Source organism: Enterobacter cloacae complex sp. SHL001 (assembly GCF_049236825.1).
Classification (GTDB): domain Bacteria; phylum Pseudomonadota; class Gammaproteobacteria; order Enterobacterales; family Enterobacteriaceae; genus Enterobacter; species Enterobacter hormaechei_C.
On record NZ_JBMKIP010000003.1, the window covers coordinates 188962 to 206283 of the forward strand.

Genomic DNA, 17322 nt, shown 5'->3' on the forward strand with positions numbered 1-17322 from the left:
AGGGAGATGGGTTTGGTAGGCCGGGTAAGGCGAAGCCGCCACCCGGCACTGCTCAGAGCTGAGAAAATCCCCCATCCCCAACCCACCCGGCAAGCCGTGAATAGACCACGTCCACCGCCTCTTTCACCGGCTGCGTCATCGGGTAATAGAACCCGACAATGTCCGGCTGAATCCCCAGAAACAGCACCTCACCCACGTCGTCTTTAATCTGATCGACCAGGTAGTTCAGCGGCATATTGTGCGTCGTCATCATAAACATTTCGGCGATGTCGTCCGGGTCAATCAGGCGGATCTCACCGGGGTTGAGCCCCATATCGGTGGCATCAACGATTAACAGCCTGTCCGGGCGCAGCTCGCGAATGGCCACCACGTCGTTTTCCGGCGCGCTGCCGCCGTCAATCACCACCCAGCTGCCCGGCGGGTTTGCGGCGCACAGTTCCGCCAGCAGCGGACCCGCGCCGTCGTCGCCCATCATGCTGTTGCCGACACACAGTAAAACGTCAGTCACGTAATCTCCTCACCATCAGGTAGATGGCACTCTCCTGATGAATATCGTGCAGCATGCTAAGCAGTGTTTTGCTCCACGCCTGCTGCTCGGGGGTTTGCCTGCTCAGCGCCTCGTCAAAGGCGTTGGCGAGCATCGCAATGTGGTTGGCATCGATGACGATCTCGCCGTATTTCGGCACGCCCTCCATCTTGCGCCGCGCCGTGCTGCCCTCCTCCAGCGTGGCGATCCACGCCAGGTAATCGGCCCACGGGCAGCTCAGCGCCGCCTCCAGGCAGTCGATCACCCCTAGGTGATGCCCAATCGCCAGGCTGTAATAGACCACCTGCTGCGCCGCAGCCGGCGTGGCATCGTTCTCATCAATAAACTTACGGCTCAGCTGGCTGAACACCACCGTTTCACTCATCGGATACGCGCCTCATCGACGATGCTGTTCAGGTTCGCCACGATCTCATTGAGACGCGGATCGTTTTCCGCCTCCAGCCAGCGCGCCACCTGATGGTCGCCCTGGCTCAGCAGGCGCAGATAATCGTCGGCAATCTGGCGTCCGTAGCGGTAGCCCGCCAGTTTCCGCGCCGTGCGGTCAACCTTCACCCGCAGCGGCTGCACCATATCCGGGTGCAGGATAGTGGCTGGCTGGTTGTCCAGCTCGCCCGGCTCGCGGGCGTGGATTTTCTGCTCCAGCAGGCCGAGCGCCATGGCAAAACCGTACAGCGTCGCGGCGGGCGTCGGCGGGCAGCCCGGAATGTAGACGTCCACCGGCACGATTTTGTCGGTGCCGCCCCAGACGCAGTACAGGTCGTGGAAGATGCCGCCGCTGTTGCCGCAGGCACCGTACGAGATGCAGATTTTCGGGTCCGGCGCGGACTGCCAGGCGCGCAGCGCGGGGGATCGCATGGCGCGGGTGACGGCCCCGGTAAACAGCAGAATGTCCGCATGGCGCGGAGACGGCACCACTTTGATGCCGAAGCGCTCGGCGTCAAACAGCGGTGACAGCGTGGCGAAGATCTCAATCTCGCAGCCGTTGCAGCCGCCGCAGTCCACGCGGTAGACGTAGGCCGAGCGTTTGATTTTTTTCAGCAGCGACGCCTTCATGCTGGCGATGGATTCGTCCACCGTCATCGGCACCGGAATGCCGTTAGCGTCGCGCGGGCCGAGTAAGTTTTCCATCAGCTGGCCTCTCTCATATGGCGGGTTAAATCGATGCGGTCAGACGGCAGCAGGCATTTCTGACGCTTGCACTCCGGGCAGGTTTCGAAGTTTTCGCGGTGATGCTCCGCGCGGACGTCGCCGTTGTGCTTCAGCAGCGCGATGGCGTAGTCGATCTCTTTTTGCACGGCGAACGGACGCTTGCAGACGCGGCAGTTGCACAGCGCAAAGCGCGACTGCTGGAGGAAGTCCTCTTTTTTCCACACCGCCAGCTCGTACTCCTGAGACAGGCGAATGGCCACCGTCGGGCAGACCTCCTCGCAGCGGCCGCAGAAGATGCAGCGCCCGAGGTTAAACTGCCAGGCCAGCTCGCCGGTTTTCAGGTCCGTTTCCACCGTTAAGGCATTCGACGGGCAGGCGTTGACGCAGGCCGCGCAGCCGATGCACTGCTGCGGGTTGTGCTCCGGCTTGCCGCGAAAGTTTTTATCCACCGGGATCGGCTCCAGCGGATAACTGCTGGTCTGCGCGCCGGTTTTGATCACTTTTTTGATGAAGGTAAACATGGCGAATCCTTATTTCAGCGGCGAGTTCTTACGCTCGATGCTGTAGCGCTCAAGCTCTTTGTACGGCACCACCTGGCTTTTCTTCTTGCGCACGTCCACGACGGTCATGCGGTCGGTGCAGGAGTAGCACGGGTCGAGGCTGCCGATGATCAGCGGCGCGTCAGAGACCGTATTGCCGCGCAGCATGTAGCGCAGGGTTGGCCAGTTGGCGTAGGTCGCCGCGCGGCAGCGCCAGCGGTAGAGCTTCTGGTTGTCGCCGGTCATGCTCCAGTGGATGTCGTCCCCGCGCGGCGCTTCGGCAAAGCCGAGGGCAAAGCGGTTTGGAATGTAGGTGAAGCCTTCCACCATCAGCGGGCCGCCCGGCAGATTATCGAGGCCGTAGTCGATCATGTTCAACGCGGTGAATACCTCGTTGATGCGCACCTTCAGACGGGAGATGACGTCGCAGCCCTGTTCGCTGTGCACGGTCATCGGCAGCAGGCCGTAGCCGACGAACGGGTGATCGGCGCGGGTATCGCGGGCGTGGCCGCTGGCGCGCACCATCGGACCAACATTACTGAAGTCGCGGGCGATTTCCGGGTCAAGACGGCCGATGCCCACGGTGCGCTGCTCGATGTTTGGCGTGCTGAGCAGCATGTCCACCAGCTCCTGCACGTCCCGCCGCATCTGCTGCGCCAGCTGGCGGGTCTGGATCATGTCGTCTTTCAGCAGGTCGCGGCGGATCCCGCCGATCAGGTTCAGGCCGTAGGTTTTACGCGCCCCGGTAAGGATCTCCGCCATCTTCATCGACGCCTCGCGCACGCGGAAGAACTGCATAAACCCGGAGTCAAAGCCGACGAAGTGGCAGGCCAGGCCGAGGTTGAGCAGGTGCGAGTGCAGGCGCTCCACCTCCAGCAGAATGGCGCGGATCATCTGCGCGCGTTCCGGCACCACGATCCCCATGCCGTTTTCCACCGAGGTGGTGTAGGCGGTGCTGTGGGCAAAGCCGCAGATGCCGCACACGCGGTCAGAGAGGAACGTGACTTCGTTGTAGCCCATGCGGGTCTCCGCCAGCTTCTCCATGCCGCGGTGGACGTAGAACAGGCGGTAGTCGGCGTCGATAATGTTCTCGCCGTCGACGAACAGGCGGAAGTGGCCCGGTTCGTCGGAGGTAACGTGCAGCGGGCCAATCGGCACCACGTTATTCTTCTTGCTGCCCAGCTCGTTGATGAACTCGTAGGTTTCGCTGTCGGTGGTCGGGGCCGGGCGCTGGCGATAGTCCATGCTGTCCTTGCGCAGCGGATAGAGTTCATCCGGCCAGTCGTCCGGCAGCACCAGGCGACGCTCGTCAGGCAGGCCAACCGGCACCAGACCATACATGTCGCGCACTTCGCGCTCGCCCCAGACGGCGGCAGGCACGCGCGGCGTGACGGAGGGGTATTCCGGTTTAGCCGGATCGACCTCTACGCGCACGGTGAGCCAGCACTTCTCCCCCTGCTCCATCGACATCACGTAGTACACCGCATAGTTGCCACACAGCTGACGCTCGTCGTTGCCGAACAGCACTGACAGCCAGCCGCCCTGCTGGTAATAGAGAAACTCCACCACTTCCGGCAGATAGTTCACCTTAATGGTGACGGTGATCTGGTCTTTGGTTTGCCAGGACTCCTCCAGCACCACGCCCGGGAAAGCCTGATGCAACGCGGCGAGATACTGCTGACCTTTCTTTTCTTCAGACATAAACACTCTCTTTAATCACGCCACCAGCAAGGAGACGAACGCTAAAAATGCAAAACCAAAACCGGCCCAGGTGATGCGTGACGTTTCGACAAAACGCAGGCGCGCCATGCTGTTTTCAAACAGGGCAATCACCAGCACGCCGATAAGCAGCTTGAGCGCAGCCACCACCACGGCCAGCAGCAGGCCGCCCGCAGAGAAGTGCGTCATCTGCCCCCACGGGAAGAAAACGCCGACGAACATCTGCAACACCACCAGCTGCTTGAGGCTGATGCCCCACTTCAGCACCGCAAAGCCGTAGCCGCTGTATTCGGTGAGCGGCCCCTCCTGTAATTCCTGCTCCGCTTCCGCGAGATCGAACGGCAGCTTGCCCATCTCGATAAAGGTGGCGAACGCGCAGGCGCAGAGCGCCAGCACCAGCGGGAGAGAACGTGAAACCGGCCAGTGGTAAACGGTGTCGGTGATGAAACTGATGTGGGTCGAGCCTGCAACCTGCGCGGCGACCCACAGCCCCAGCAGCAGAATTGGCTCAACCAGCACGCCGAGCATCGCCTCGCGGCTGGCGCCGATACCCGTAAACGGGCTGCCGGTATCCAGACCCGCAATCGCAAAGAAGAAACGCGCGATGGCGAAGAGGTAGATCAGCGTAATCAGATCGCCCAGCACCGGCAGCGGCGAGCCCACCGTCACCACCGGCAGCGCGGTGGCGATGGTCAGCATCACGCCCACCATCACAAACGGCGTCAGGCGGAACACCCAGCCTGCGGCGTCCGGCGCGACGCTCTGACGGGAAAGCAGTTTGAAGAGATCGCGGTACTCCTGGAGCACGCCAGGTCCGCGACGGTTGTGCAGCCGGGCGCGCGCCACGCGCGTGATGCCCGACAGCAGCGGCGCGGCGGCGAACAGCACCAGCGCCTGAAGAATTGCCAGTAACAGACTCATGTCAGGCTCCTCGTGAAATGACAATCACCACCAGCACCGCCAGCTCGATCAGCGCCAGGCGGCGGAACAGCACGGGCACGGCGGCACCCTGCCAGCCCGGCACCCAGCCCACCGGGTTCAGCCAGTGGCGCAGCTTCAGCACGGCGGCGAAGTTCTCCTTCACCGGCATAGCGAAACCGTGGGCGGTGATGACCATCGACTGCTCATGTTCGTAGCCGCAGGCCCACGCCGCGCCGCGCGAGCGGGAGGCGAGACGGTCGCGTCTGAAGAACAGCATCAGCACGAACGGCAGGAGCGGCGCGGCAATCAGCAGCAGCGCCATCATCGGCTGGGAAACGACGGTATGCGCAGTGACCAGCGGCAGCGGAATGGCGTGGCCCAGCAGCGGCAGCAACCACGGCGCGGCGACGCCGCCCGCGATGCAGCACAGCGCCAGTGCAACCACGCTTACGCCCATCAGTAGCGGTGCGCAGCAGGCGTTCTCAGCCTCACGCGTACGCGGTGCGCCCAGGAAGGTGACGCCGTAAACCTTCGCCATACACATCACCGCCAGCGCGCCGGTGATCGCCAGGCCCACCGCCAGCAGCGGGCCGAGTAAACGCCCGATAAACGCCTCGCTCTGGCCGAGGGCGAAGAAGGACTGATAAATCACCCACTCGCCGGCAAAGCCGTTCAGCGGCGGCAGCGCAGCCATCGCCATCAGCCCGACCAGCATCGCCAGCGAAATGACGGGCATTTTTTTGCCAATCCCGCCGAGCTTTTCAATATCGCGGTGCCCGGTGCGGAACCAGACGCTGCCCGCACCGAGGAACAGGGTGCTTTTAAACAGACTGTGGTTGATAAGGTGATACAGACCGCCAATAAACCCGGCGGCAATCAGCGCCGGCTGGTTGAGCGCCAGCCCGGTGACGCCCGCGCCCATGCCGAGCAGGATAATCCCGATGTTCTCCAGGGTGTGGTACGCCAGCAGACGCTGGATGTTGTGCTCCATCAGCGCGTACAGCCCGCCGACGAACGCGGTGATCATCCCCGCAATCAGCAGCGCCACGCCCCACCACAGCGGCGGCTGACCGCCCGTCAGGGTTATCATCAGGATGCCGAACAGACCGACCTTCATCACCACGGTGGAGAACAGCGCAGCGGCCGGGGCTGAGGCATTGGCATGCGCCTGCGGCACCCAGCCGTGCAGCGGGATAATCCCGGCCAGCAGGCCAAAACCGACTACGCCCAACAGCCAGACGCCGTTGCCCAGCGGCTGACCGTTAAGCGCGGCAAAATCCAGCGTGCCGAAACGCTGCCACACCAGCCAGCAGGCCAGCGCCAGCAGCAGCGTACCGAGACGTCCGAGCGCAAACCACAGCTTGCCGGAGGCGCTGCATCCGGTCAGGAACACGCCGCACAGGGCCATGATTTCTGCCATCACCACCAGCGCGCCGAGGTTGCTGGCGATAACGGTACAGACCGCGGCGGCCATCAACAGGTTAACCAGCAGGCCGTTGGCTTTGGTGTGCTGATGTCGGTGCCAGTCGATATTAAACAGGCTGATAAACAGCCCGCACAGGCCAAAGGTTATCAGCCAGATGGCGTTCAGCGGCGTAAGGTCAACGGCGTGGTGAATCAGCGGGATGAGGGTGTCAACAGACTGGCCGTCGATCAGGACAACCCCGCCCGCCGCCAGCGTCATCAGGCTGCCAACCGCCCCGCCGATACCGGCGATCACCCCGCTCAGCGTTTTATGGAAGGAGAGAAGCAGCGCCAGGACAGCGGCGGCGGCAAACCAGGCCACACCGCTGGTCATCATAACTATCGCGTTCATTTCGCCCCCTCGTTAAGCGCCCGCAGTAGCGAAAGATCGCCGACGTCGGTATTGATGGTCAGCTCGCGCTTGCGTTTGCTGGTGCGAGCGATGTCGCGGATGTTGACCAGGACCAGCGCCCGGGTCGGGCAGGTCCGCACGCAGGCCGGACCCTGCTCATCGAAGCTGCACAGATCGCACTTCACCGCAACGGCGCGAATGCCCGGCACCCAGTCCAGCAGCGTACTCACGCGTGCCGGAGCCGGTGGCGCAGGCGGCGCTTTCGCAGTATTAGCATTCGCCGGAATATGCAGCGGGCGGCTGCCTGAAAACTCAATGGCGCCGAACGGACAGGCGATGCCGCACAGCTTGCAGCTCACGCACAGGCTTTCGTTCAGCTGTACCGCGCCGTCAACGCGGGTGATGGCATTGACAGGACAGACGCCCGCGCACGGGGCGTCTTCACAGTGGTGACAGAGCTGCGGGGCAGACTCTTTCTCATTACGCATGACGCGCAGGCGCGGCATGGACTGTAGCCCGTGCAGGCGGTGCGTTTCCGAGCACGCCGCCTCACAGGTCCGACAGCCAATACAGACCGTCGAGTCAGCAATTACAAAACGGTTCACCGGGTCATCCTCTGGTGATGGTCATTTTTGACGAAAAAAAACTGTCTTATCGACACTTCTCGACACTCGTTTTTCAGGCCACGTTCGCGGAGGATTTTCCGTCGATCAGCTGTTTCAGGTTGACTGGGCTGTCATGCTCAACGGCGGCGTAGAGGCCGTTATAAACCGGCGCGATTTTCTCCAGATAGTGCTCCAGCACCTGCTGGCGATCGCGGTTGCTGACGTGACCGTCCACCATGCCGTCCGCCATCAGCTGCGCCCGGGCGATGCAGTGCCTGTCGCCCTCTTTCGTCTCGACGTAGTACTCAATCGTGTGGCTGTTGAAGGTCTCCGCCAGGGTGACGTAAATCGTAAAGTGACCGAACAGGACAAAACGCATATCCCCCTGCGCCGCACAGCTCATGGCGTGATGCAGATGGGCCTTCGACAGCGTGATCCCCTGGATCAGTGAATTGCAGTACAGGTGCCATTGCTCCTGGAGCTGCTGATGACGTTGTGCGATGTAATCCGCTTTTTCGCTAATTTCCCAAATAGTCATAAAAGGTATCCGGTTAATGGAGTTAGCGGCTGTTAAGCAGATTTCGTGCCAGTTTTTAATTTGTTGATTTAAATGGATTTTAAAGAGATGCGCACTGTCACCGCCGCGGTGTCGACGTGTCATTTCGACAGCGTTGACATCGTCACGCCGTAACGCAAATCAAGCTGGCACCGTTATTGCATTGAAGGGGCAATTCATTAAGGAGGCGTCATGCACGAAATCACCCTCTGCCAGCGGGCACTGGAACTTATCGAACAGCAGGCAGTGCAAAACCACGCGAAACGCGTCACCGCCGTCTGGCTGAAGGTCGGGGCGTTTTCCTGCGTCGAGACCAGCGCCCTCACCTTCTGTTTTGAGCTGGTGTGCCGCGGCACGCTGGCGGAAGGCTGCGCGCTGCATATCGACGAGCAGCAGGCAGAGTGCTGGTGCGAGCAGTGTCAGCAATACGTCACGCTGCTGTCATCGAAGGTACAGCGCTGTCCGCAGTGCCAGAGCAGCGGGCTGCGCATCGTGGCGGATGACGGTATGCAGATCCAACGCCTCGAAATCGAGAAGGAGTAATGTATGTGTAGTACCTGCGGTTGCGCTGAAGGCAACCTGTATATAGAAGGGGATGAACACCGTCCCCACTCCGCGTTTCGCTCCGCGCCCTTTTCTCCTGCCCCGCGTCCCGCGGCGGCCCTGACCGGCATCACCTTTGCCCCGCAGCGTTCCGACGCGGGCGACCTCCATTACGGCCACGGCGAAGCGGGTACGCACGCGCCGGGCATCAGCCAGCGCCAGATGCTGGAGGTGGAGATCAACGTGCTGGACAAGAATAACCAGCTCGCCGCCCGCAATCGCGCCCGCTTTGCCGCGCGCGAACAGCTGGTGCTGAACCTGGTCTCCAGCCCCGGCTCCGGTAAAACCACGCTGCTGACCGAAACACTTAAACGTCTGAACGAACACGTCTCCTGCGCCGTAATCGAAGGCGACCAGCAAACGGTAAACGACGCCGCGCGCATCCGCGAAACCGGTACGCCTGCGATTCAGGTCAACACCGGGAAAGGGTGCCACCTGGACGCGCAGATGATTGCCGACGCCGCCCCGCGCCTGCCGCTGGCGGATAACGGTATCCTGTTTATTGAAAACGTCGGCAACCTGGTCTGCCCGGCAAGCTTCGACCTCGGCGAGCGGCATAAAGTGGCGGTGCTCTCCGTGACCGAAGGGGAAGACAAGCCGCTGAAATATCCGCATATGTTTGCCGCCGCCTCCCTCATGCTGCTGAACAAGGTCGACCTGCTGCCGTACCTGAATTTCGACGTGGATAAGTGCCTGGCTTACGCCCGGGAAGTGAACCCGGACATTGAGATCCTGCTGGTTTCCGCCACGCGCGGCGACGGGATGGACGCCTGGCTGAACTGGCTGGAGAACGAACGATGTGCATAGGCGTCCCCGGACAAATTCATTCCCTCGACGGCAATCAGGCCAAAGTGGAGGTCTGCGGCATCCTGCGCGATGTCGACCTGACGCTGGTAGGCAGCCACGATGAGACCGGCGCAACGCGTCTCGGCCAGTGGGTGCTGGTCCACGTGGGTTTTGCCATGAGCGTGATTAATGAGGAAGAAGCCCGCGACACGCTGGATGCGCTACAGAATATGTTTGACGTCGAGCCGGACGTGGGCGCCCTGCTGTATGGCGAGGAGCGATAACACATGCGTTACGTTGATGAATATCGCGCGCCGGAGCAGGTGTTGCAGCTTATCGATCGCCTGAAAACCCGCGCCTCGCTGCTGGACTACACGAAAGAAAAACCGCTGCGGATCATGGAGGTGTGCGGCGGACACACCCACGCCATCTTTAAATTTGGCCTCGACCAGCTGCTGCCGGAGAACATCGAGTTTATCCACGGCCCCGGCTGCCCGGTGTGCGTGCTGCCGATGGGGCGCATCGACAGCTGTATCGACATCGCCAGCCGCCCCGGTGTGATTTTTTGCACCTTTGGCGACGCCATGCGTGTACCGGGAAAAAATGGCTCGCTGCTCCAGGCGAAGGCGCGCGGCGCAGACGTGCGGATCGTCTACTCACCGATGGATGCCCTGACGCTGGCGATGGCTAATCCTGAGCGTAAGGTCGTCTTTTTCGGGCTGGGTTTTGAAACCACCATGCCCGCCACCGCCATTACCCTCCAGCAGGCGAAAGCCCGCAACGTCACTAACTTTTACTTTTTCTGCCAGCACATCACGCTTATTCCCACGCTGCGCAGCCTGCTTGAAGCGCCGGATAACGGTATCGACGCGTTTCTGGCGCCGGGCCACGTCAGCATGGTGATCGGCACAGAAGCCTACGGTTTTATCGCTGAACAGTACAATCGTCCGTTAGTGGTGGCTGGTTTCGAGCCACTTGATCTACTGCAAGGCGTGACCATGCTGGTTGAGCAGAAAATAGCGGCCCTGAGTGCGGTGGAAAATCAGTATCGTCGCGTGGTGCCCGATGCAGGTAACAGACGGGCACAGCAGGCCATAGCCGACGTGTTTAGCGTCGAAGGCGACAGCGAGTGGCGCGGACTGGGGCTGATTGCCGAATCCGGCGTGCACCTGACGCCCACGTATCGCGCCTTCGACGCCGAAGCGCATTTCCGCCCGCAGCCGCAGCAGGTGTGCGACGATCCCCGCGCCCGCTGTGGCGACGTACTCACCGGCAAATGCAAACCTCATCACTGCCCGTTATTTGGCAACGCCTGTAACCCGCAAACCGCGTTTGGCGCGCTGATGGTCTCTTCCGAAGGGGCATGCGCCGCGTGGTATCACTATCGCAACCAGGAGTGTGAAGCATGAACACGGTGGAAATGGCGCACGGAAGCGGTGGACAGGCGATGCAGCAGCTGATTAACCGGCTGTTTATGGAAGCCTTTAATAACCCCTGGCTCGCCGAGCAGGAAGATCAGGCGCGTATTGACCTCGCGGCCCTGACCGCCCACGGTGACAGGCTGGCGTTCTCTACCGACAGCTACGTGATTGACCCGCTGTTCTTCCCGGGCGGCGATATCGGCAAGCTCGCCGTCTGCGGCACGGCAAACGACGTCGCCGTCAGCGGCGCGATCCCCCGCTACCTCTCCTGCGGGTTTATCCTCGAAGAAGGGTTACCGATGGAGACGCTCACGGCGGTGGTCAACAGCATGGCGCACACCGCCCGCGAGGCGGGGATCGCCATCGTCACCGGGGATACCAAGGTGGTGCAGCGCGGCGCGGCGGATAAGCTCTTCATCAACACCGCCGGGATGGGGGCGATCCCTGCCGACATTCACTGGAGCGCGCAGCAGCTTTGCGCAGGCGACGTGCTGATTGTCAGCGGCACGCTGGGCTGCCACGGGGCAACCATCCTGAACCTGCGCGAAGGCCTGGGGCTGGATGGCGAGCTGCGCAGTGACTGCGCGGTACTCACGCCGCTGATCCAGACGCTGCGCGACATGCCGGGCGTAAAAGCCCTGCGCGACGCCACGCGGGGCGGCGTGAATGCCGTGGTGCACGAGTTCGCGGCAAGCTGCGGCTGCGGGATTGAGCTGACCGAGCGCGGCCTGCCCGTTAAGCCCGCCGTGCGCGGGCTGTGCGAGCTATTAGGGCTAGACCCGCTTAACTTTGCCAACGAGGGCAAGCTGGTGATCGGCGTGGAACGCGCGGCGGCGGAAGCCGTACTTGCACAGCTGCGCGCGCATCCTTTAGGGAAAGACGCGGCCATCATCGGCGACGTGGTTGAGCGCAAAGGGGTGCGCCTGACCGGGCTTTACGGCGTGAAGCGCACGCTGGATCTGCCGCACGCTGAACCGTTACCCCGAATTTGCTAGACCGCGCCAAAAGCGGTCAGCGCTGAATTTCTCTTTTTGCCAGTTTCTATTGGAAAGCAACAATGCCGTATACACCGATGAGCGATCTTGGACAGCAGGGCCTGTTTGACATCACGCGCACACTTTTACAACAGCCCGATCTCGGCGCGCTGAGCGATGCCCTGACGCGGCTGGTCAGGCAATCAGCGCTGGCGGACAGCGCCGCCATTGTGCTCTGGCATAGCGCAACCCACCGCGCGAGCTATTTCTCTACGCGTGATAACGGCAAAATCTTCGAATATGAAGATGAAACGTTTCTGGCCCACGGCCCGGTGCGGCGTATCCTCTCCCGCCCGGAAGCGCTGCACTGCAATTTTGACCAGTTTCGCCAGGCCTGGCCGAAGCTGGCAGAGAGCAATCTTTACCACCCGTTCGGCCACTACAGCATGCTGCCGCTGGCGGTGGAAGGGCAAATTTTTGGCGGCTGCGAGTTTATCCGCGATACCGACCAGCCCTGGAGCGAGGCGGAGTACGAACGCCTGCACACCTTTACCCAAATTGTGGCCGTTGTCGCGGAGCAGATCCAAAGCCGCGTCACCAATAACGTGGATTACGACCTGCTGAGCCGCGAGCGCGATAACTTCCGCATTCTGGTTGCCATCACCAACGCCGTGCTCTCCCGCCTGGACATGGATGAGTTGGTCAGCGAAGTGTCAAAAGAGATCCATCACTATTTTAAAATCGATGCCATCAGCATTGCGCTACGCGGCAACCGGAAAGGCAAGCTGAACATCTACTCCACCCACTACCTTGATGAAGCCAACCCGGCGCACGAGCAGAGCGAAGTGGACGAAGCGGGAACGCTGTCCGAGCGGGTATTTAAAAGCAAAGAGATCCTGCTGCTCAATCTCAATGAACAGGATCCGGTAGCCCCCTACGAGCGGATGTTGTTCAACACCTGGGGCAACAAGATCCAGACCCTGTGCCTGCTGCCGCTGATGTCCGGCAACACCATGCTCGGCGTGCTTAAACTGGCGCAGTGCGATGAGGCCGTATTTACCACCGCCAACCTGAAGCTGCTGCGCCAGATCGCCGAGCGTATCTCCATTGCGCTGGATAACGCCCTCGCCTATCAGGAGATCCACCGCCTGAAGGAGAGGCTGGTGGACGAAAACCTGGCGCTGACCGAGCAGCTCAACAACGTGGACAGCGAGTTTGGCGAAATCATCGGACGCAGCGATGCCATGTACAGCGTCCTTAAGCAGGTGGAAATGGTGGCGCAGAGCGACAGCACGGTGCTGATCCTCGGTGAAACCGGCACCGGGAAAGAGCTGATTGCCCGGGCGATCCACAACCTGAGCAACCGCAACAGCCGCCGGATGGTGAAGATGAACTGCGCGGCGATGCCTGCGGGCTTACTGGAAAGCGACCTGTTCGGCCACGAGCGCGGCGCCTTTACCGGCGCCAGCAGCCAGCGGCTGGGCCGTTTTGAACTGGCGGATAAAAGCTCGTTGTTCCTCGACGAAGTGGGCGATATGCCGCTGGAGCTTCAGCCCAAGCTGCTGCGCGTTTTGCAGGAGCAGGAGTTCGAGCGCCTCGGCAGCAACAAGCTGATCCAGACCGACGTGCGTCTGATTGCCGCCACCAATCGCGATCTGAAAAAAATGGTCGCCGACCGCGAGTTTCGCAGCGATCTTTACTATCGCCTGAACGTCTTCCCGATCTGCCTGCCGCCGCTGCGCGAGCGCCCGGAAGATATTCCGCTGCTGGTAAAAGCCTTTACCGCGAAGATTGCCCGCCGGATGGGGCGAAATATCGACAGTATTCCTGCCGAAACGCTACGCACACTCTCGGCGATGGAGTGGCCGGGGAACGTGCGCGAGCTGGAAAACGTCATTGAGCGCGCGGTCCTGCTGACCCGCGGGAACGTGCTCCAGCTCTCCCTGCCAGAGGTTACTCTCTCTGAAACGACCGTGACCGCAACCGAGCTTGCGAAAGAGGGAGAAGATGAATATCAGCTCATTATGCGAGTGCTGAAGGAGACCAACGGCGTGGTAGCCGGACCGAAAGGTGCGGCGCAACGGCTGGGGCTGAAGCGTACCACCCTGCTCTCGCGCATGAAGCGTCTGGGAATCGATAAAGAGAGCCTGAATTAACCCGTCATTCCGGCGACGTCGCCCTGCGCGTAATTTGTCGCCCACTGCGGCGCGGAGCCGGTTATTTTTTGGGCCGATACTTTTCGGGTAATTCCGGAACCGGACGGCGATCGTCGATCAGATGACGGATGGTCAGAATCGGATGGCGCCATAACATACGTGGCCCTGCCCAGCGCATCACCTGCTTCATCTCTTCCCGTCGGGCGGGCTGATAACAGTGCACAGGGCACTGTTTGCAGGCAGGTTTTTCCTCACCAAACACGCATTTATCCAGCCGCTTATCGGCATAAGCCTTGAGCGCTGAATAGTGCCCCTCTTCTTTTATGGCGTGCGGACACCTGTTTTCGTACAGGGCGATCATTCTGGCGATCGTCTTTTTTTCTCGTGAAATACGTTTACCGGACATAACGTCGTCCTCAACAATAAAGTGCATTTATAATACCCTTTTATCCGCACATTTTCAGTCATTGCATTCCATTTTCTGAAGCGCCCTTCCAGAATTACCCCGCCCCCCGCTGCGTTTTACTGGTATTTTATACAGGCATAAATAACCACCTTTGACCGCATTCACCGGAGAGCTTATGCAAGAGATCGCGATCGCCAAACCCTATCGTCACTTGAAAGTGGGTTACTTCAGAAAACGTCATGAAGACCGTAAAACGAAAATTCCAAAACGCTACAGCGTACACGCAGCGCTGAGCCTGAAAGGCGACTGGCTTGAGCAAGCGGGATTTACCACCAACTCGCAGGTTCGGGTGGGCGTCGAGCACGGGAAAATCATCATTGAATTAATGGTGGAAGATGCCTCGTAAAGTCGTGACTTTTTTCTGCGCCGCACCTTTTTTTCATGCGACAATAGAAGGAACAATCGGCCATTGAGCCGCTCAAAGCGTAATATTTTCAAAGAAATGGATATCATAACTCCATGAGCACAATCGACAATTTCGACGCGCATACGCCAATGATGCAGCAGTACCTGAAGCTGAAAGCACAGCATCCGGAAATTTTGCTGTTTTACCGTATGGGCGATTTTTACGAGCTTTTTTATGACGATGCGAAACGTGCGTCTCAGCTGCTCGACATTTCCCTGACGAAACGTGGCGCGTCGGCAGGCGAGCCCATCCCGATGGCAGGTATCCCGCATCACGCGGTTGAAAACTATCTGGCGAAGCTGGTGAACCAGGGTGAGTCTGTCGCTATCTGCGAACAAATTGGCGACCCGGCCACGTCGAAAGGCCCCGTTGAGCGCAAGGTCGTACGCATCGTGACGCCGGGAACCATCAGCGATGAGGCCCTGCTTCAGGAGCGCCAGGATAACCTGCTGGCGGCGATCTGGCAGGACGGTAAAGGGTTTGGCTACGCCACGCTGGATATCAGCTCCGGTCGTTTTCGCCTGAGTGAACCGGCTGACCGTGAAACCATGGCGGCTGAACTACAGCGCACCAATCCGGCAGAACTGCTTTATGCAGAGGATTTCGCCGAGATGGCGCTGATTGAAGGTCGCCGCGGCCTGCGTCGTCGCCCACTGTGGGAGTTTGAAATTGATACCGCGCGCCAGCAGCTGAACCTGCAATTTGGCACGCGCGATTTGATTGGCTTTGGCGTAGAAAACGCCCCGCGCGGGCTGTGTGCCGCAGGCTGCCTGTTGCAGTACGTTAAGGATACGCAGCGTACCGCCCTGCCCCATATCCGCTCCATTACCATGGAGCGTCAGCAGGACAGCATCATCATGGATGCCGCCACCCGCCGCAACCTGGAGATCACTCAGAATCTCGCTGGCGGCATGGAAAATACGCTGGCGTCGGTTCTCGACAGCACGGTTACCCCCATGGGCAGCCGTATGCTCAAACGCTGGCTGCATATGCCGATCCGCAATACCGACACGCTTATCGGCCGCCAGCAAACCATTGCCGCATTGCAGGATCGTTACACCGAATTGCAGCCGGTGCTGCGTCAGGTGGGTGATCTTGAGCGTATCCTGGCGCGCCTGGCACTGCGTACCGCGCGTCCACGCGATCTCGCCCGTATGCGCCACGCGTTCCAGCAGTTGCCGGAACTGCGCGCCCAGCTGGGAGAGATCGACAGCGCGCCAGTGCAAAAGCTGCGCGAAACCATGGGCGAATTTACCGAGCTTCGCGAACTGCTGGAACGCGCCATCATTGATGCGCCGCCTGTTCTGGTGCGGGATGGCGGGGTTATTGCTCCGGGTTATAACGAAGAGCTGGACGAATGGCGTGCGCTGGCCGATGGCGCGACGGATTATCTGGATAAGCTGGAAATCCGCGAGCGTGAACGTCTGGGGCTCGACACCCTGAAAGTCGGCTACAATGCGGTACACGGTTACTATATCCAGATCAGCCGTGGGCAGAGCCACCTGGCACCGATTCACTACGTTCGCCGCCAGACGCTGAAAAATGCCGAGCGCTACATTATTCCCGAGCTGAAAGAGTACGAAGACAAAGTGCTCACGTCGAAAGGTAAAGCGCTGGCGCTGGAGAAACAGCTGTATGACGAGCTGTTCGACATCCTGTTGCCGCACCTGGCTGACCTGCAACTGAGCGCCGCTGCGCTGGCCGAGCTGGATGTCCTGGTTAACCTGGCCGAGCGCGCCGATACGCTGAACTACACCTGTCCGACCTTTACTGACAAACCCGGCATTCGCATTACCGAAGGCCGCCACCCGGTGGTTGAGCAGGTGCTGAACGAACCGTTTATTGCCAACCCGTTGAACCTGTCACCACAGCGAAGAATGCTGATCATTACCGGCCCCAACATGGGCGGTAAAAGCACCTATATGCGCCAGACAGCCCTTATCGCGCTGCTCGCCTACATCGGCAGCTACGTTCCGGCGCAGAAGGTTGAGATTGGCCCTATCGACCGTATCTTCACCCGTGTGGGTGCGGCGGACGATCTGGCGAGCGGTCGCTCTACCTTTATGGTCGAGATGACCGAAACCGCCAACATTCTGCATAACGCGACAGAGAACAGTCTGGTGTTGATGGACGAAGTAGGACGCGGTACCTCCACCTATGACGGCCTGTCCCTGGCCTGGGCGTGCGCGGAAAGTCTGGCAAATAAAATCAAGGCGCTGACGCTGTTCGCAACGCACTATTTCGAACTGACACAGCTGCCAGAGAAAATGGAAGGCGTGGCTAACGTCCACCTTGATGCGCTTGAGCACGGCGACACCATCGCCTTTATGCACACGGTGCAGGACGGCGCGGCAAGCAAGAGTTATGGCCTGGCCGTCGCGGCGCTGGCGGGCGTGCCGAAAGAGGTGATCAAGCGCGCGCGTCAGAAACTGCGTGAGCTGGAAAGTTTGTCACCGAATGCGGCGGCGACGCAGATAGATGGTACGCAGATGTCACTGCTGGCGGTCCCGGAAGAGACCTCTCCGGCCGTGGAAGCGCTGGAAAATCTCGACCCGGATTCCCTGACGCCGCGACAGGCGCTGGAGTGGATTTATCGGTTGAAGAGTCTGGTTTAGTTCTCTGCGGTCTTTTTTGCCGGGTGACGGCTTCGCCTTACCC

General features: G+C 60.5%; 18 protein-coding genes. 8 read left to right on the forward strand and 10 right to left on the reverse strand.

All coding sequences use genetic code 11. The features are described 5' to 3' along the window. Positions 1-52 precede the first annotated feature (52 nt). From hycI to hycA, 9 genes are all read right to left on the reverse strand, one after another. Positions 53-508: a hydrogenase maturation peptidase HycI gene (hycI, locus tag ACOTYH_RS10280; protein ID WP_017382797.1), complete on the reverse strand. Its 456-nt coding sequence runs from the start codon at positions 506-508 to the stop codon at positions 53-55. Then, positions 501-911 carry a formate hydrogenlyase maturation HycH family protein gene (locus ACOTYH_RS10285; protein ID WP_017382798.1) on the reverse strand — a complete coding sequence of 137 codons (411 nt, stop codon included), beginning with the start codon at positions 909-911 and terminating at the stop codon, positions 501-503. Before ACOTYH_RS10285 ends, hycI begins: the two co-directional genes overlap by 8 nt. Beyond that, a complete protein-coding gene (locus tag ACOTYH_RS10290; RefSeq protein WP_063659142.1) occupies positions 908-1675 on the reverse strand; it encodes an NADH-quinone oxidoreductase subunit B family protein in 768 nt (255 codons plus the stop codon). The genes ACOTYH_RS10285 and ACOTYH_RS10290 overlap by 4 nt, the downstream gene beginning before the upstream one ends. After that, positions 1675-2217: a formate hydrogenlyase complex iron-sulfur subunit gene (locus tag ACOTYH_RS10295; RefSeq protein WP_033487580.1), complete on the reverse strand. Its 543-nt coding sequence runs from the start codon at positions 2215-2217 to the stop codon at positions 1675-1677. The genes ACOTYH_RS10290 and ACOTYH_RS10295 overlap by 1 nt, the downstream gene beginning before the upstream one ends. A gap of 9 nt (positions 2218-2226) precedes the next feature. Further along, positions 2227-3936 (reverse strand): formate hydrogenlyase subunit HycE, encoded by a 1710-nt coding sequence (gene hycE, locus ACOTYH_RS10300; protein ID WP_015571690.1) that lies wholly within the window; start codon positions 3934-3936, stop codon positions 2227-2229. Positions 3937-3951: 15 nt separating this feature from the next. Beyond that, positions 3952-4875, reverse strand: coding sequence for a respiratory chain complex I subunit 1 family protein (locus ACOTYH_RS10305; protein WP_032625965.1), 924 nt, complete (start codon positions 4873-4875; stop codon positions 3952-3954). A gap of 1 nt (position 4876) precedes the next feature. After that, positions 4877-6691 (reverse strand): formate hydrogenlyase subunit 3, encoded by a 1815-nt coding sequence (gene hycC / locus ACOTYH_RS10310; RefSeq protein WP_196357077.1) that lies wholly within the window; start codon positions 6689-6691, stop codon positions 4877-4879. Then, entirely contained in the window at positions 6688-7296 is a 609-nt protein-coding gene (locus tag ACOTYH_RS10315) for a 4Fe-4S dicluster domain-containing protein (RefSeq protein ID WP_017382803.1), read from the reverse strand. Before ACOTYH_RS10315 ends, hycC begins: the two co-directional genes overlap by 4 nt. Before the next feature lie 73 nt (positions 7297-7369). Beyond that, positions 7370-7834: a formate hydrogenlyase regulator HycA gene (hycA, locus tag ACOTYH_RS10320; protein WP_196357078.1), complete on the reverse strand. Its 465-nt coding sequence runs from the start codon at positions 7832-7834 to the stop codon at positions 7370-7372. A gap of 210 nt (positions 7835-8044) precedes the next feature. Between hycA and hypA the strand changes: the two genes are divergently transcribed. From hypA to flhA, 6 genes are all read left to right on the forward strand, one after another. Beyond that, the gene (gene hypA, locus ACOTYH_RS10325) at positions 8045-8395 is read left to right on the forward strand and encodes a hydrogenase maturation nickel metallochaperone HypA (RefSeq protein ID WP_045347774.1); all 351 of its coding nucleotides are present in this window, start codon (positions 8045-8047) and stop codon (positions 8393-8395) included. Positions 8396-8398: 3 nt separating this feature from the next. Further along, the gene (hypB, locus tag ACOTYH_RS10330) at positions 8399-9262 is read left to right on the forward strand and encodes a hydrogenase nickel incorporation protein HypB (protein ID WP_032671926.1); all 864 of its coding nucleotides are present in this window, start codon (positions 8399-8401) and stop codon (positions 9260-9262) included. Then, on the forward strand, positions 9253-9525 hold the full coding sequence (locus ACOTYH_RS10335) for a HypC/HybG/HupF family hydrogenase formation chaperone (protein WP_015571696.1): 273 nt from the start codon (positions 9253-9255) through the stop codon (positions 9523-9525). The genes hypB and ACOTYH_RS10335 overlap by 10 nt, the downstream gene beginning before the upstream one ends. A 3-nt stretch (positions 9526-9528) precedes the next feature. After that, on the forward strand, positions 9529-10650 hold the full coding sequence (gene hypD / locus ACOTYH_RS10340; RefSeq protein WP_032671927.1) for a hydrogenase formation protein HypD: 1122 nt from the start codon (positions 9529-9531) through the stop codon (positions 10648-10650). Continuing rightward, positions 10647-11657, forward strand: coding sequence for a hydrogenase expression/formation protein HypE (hypE, locus tag ACOTYH_RS10345; protein ID WP_023295335.1), 1011 nt, complete (start codon positions 10647-10649; stop codon positions 11655-11657). The genes hypD and hypE overlap by 4 nt, the downstream gene beginning before the upstream one ends. 62 nt (positions 11658-11719) lie before the next feature. Continuing rightward, positions 11720-13792, forward strand: coding sequence for a formate hydrogenlyase transcriptional activator FlhA (flhA, locus tag ACOTYH_RS10350; RefSeq protein WP_032669319.1), 2073 nt, complete (start codon positions 11720-11722; stop codon positions 13790-13792). Positions 13793-13853: 61 nt separating this feature from the next. Here flhA and ACOTYH_RS10355 read toward each other — a convergent pair whose 3' ends face one another. After that, positions 13854-14198, reverse strand: a complete 345-nt coding sequence (locus ACOTYH_RS10355) for a nitrous oxide-stimulated promoter family protein (RefSeq protein ID WP_022649174.1) — start codon at positions 14196-14198, stop codon at positions 13854-13856. A 175-nt stretch (positions 14199-14373) separates the two neighbouring features. Here ACOTYH_RS10355 and ACOTYH_RS10360 point away from each other — a divergent pair, with 175 nt between their 5' ends. Then, entirely contained in the window at positions 14374-14604 is a 231-nt protein-coding gene (locus ACOTYH_RS10360; protein ID WP_017692767.1) for a SymE family type I addiction module toxin, read from the forward strand. A 113-nt stretch (positions 14605-14717) separates the two neighbouring features. Further along, positions 14718-17279, forward strand: a complete 2562-nt coding sequence (mutS, locus tag ACOTYH_RS10365) for a DNA mismatch repair protein MutS (RefSeq protein ID WP_048982056.1) — start codon at positions 14718-14720, stop codon at positions 17277-17279. Positions 17280-17322: the final 43 nt, after the last annotated feature.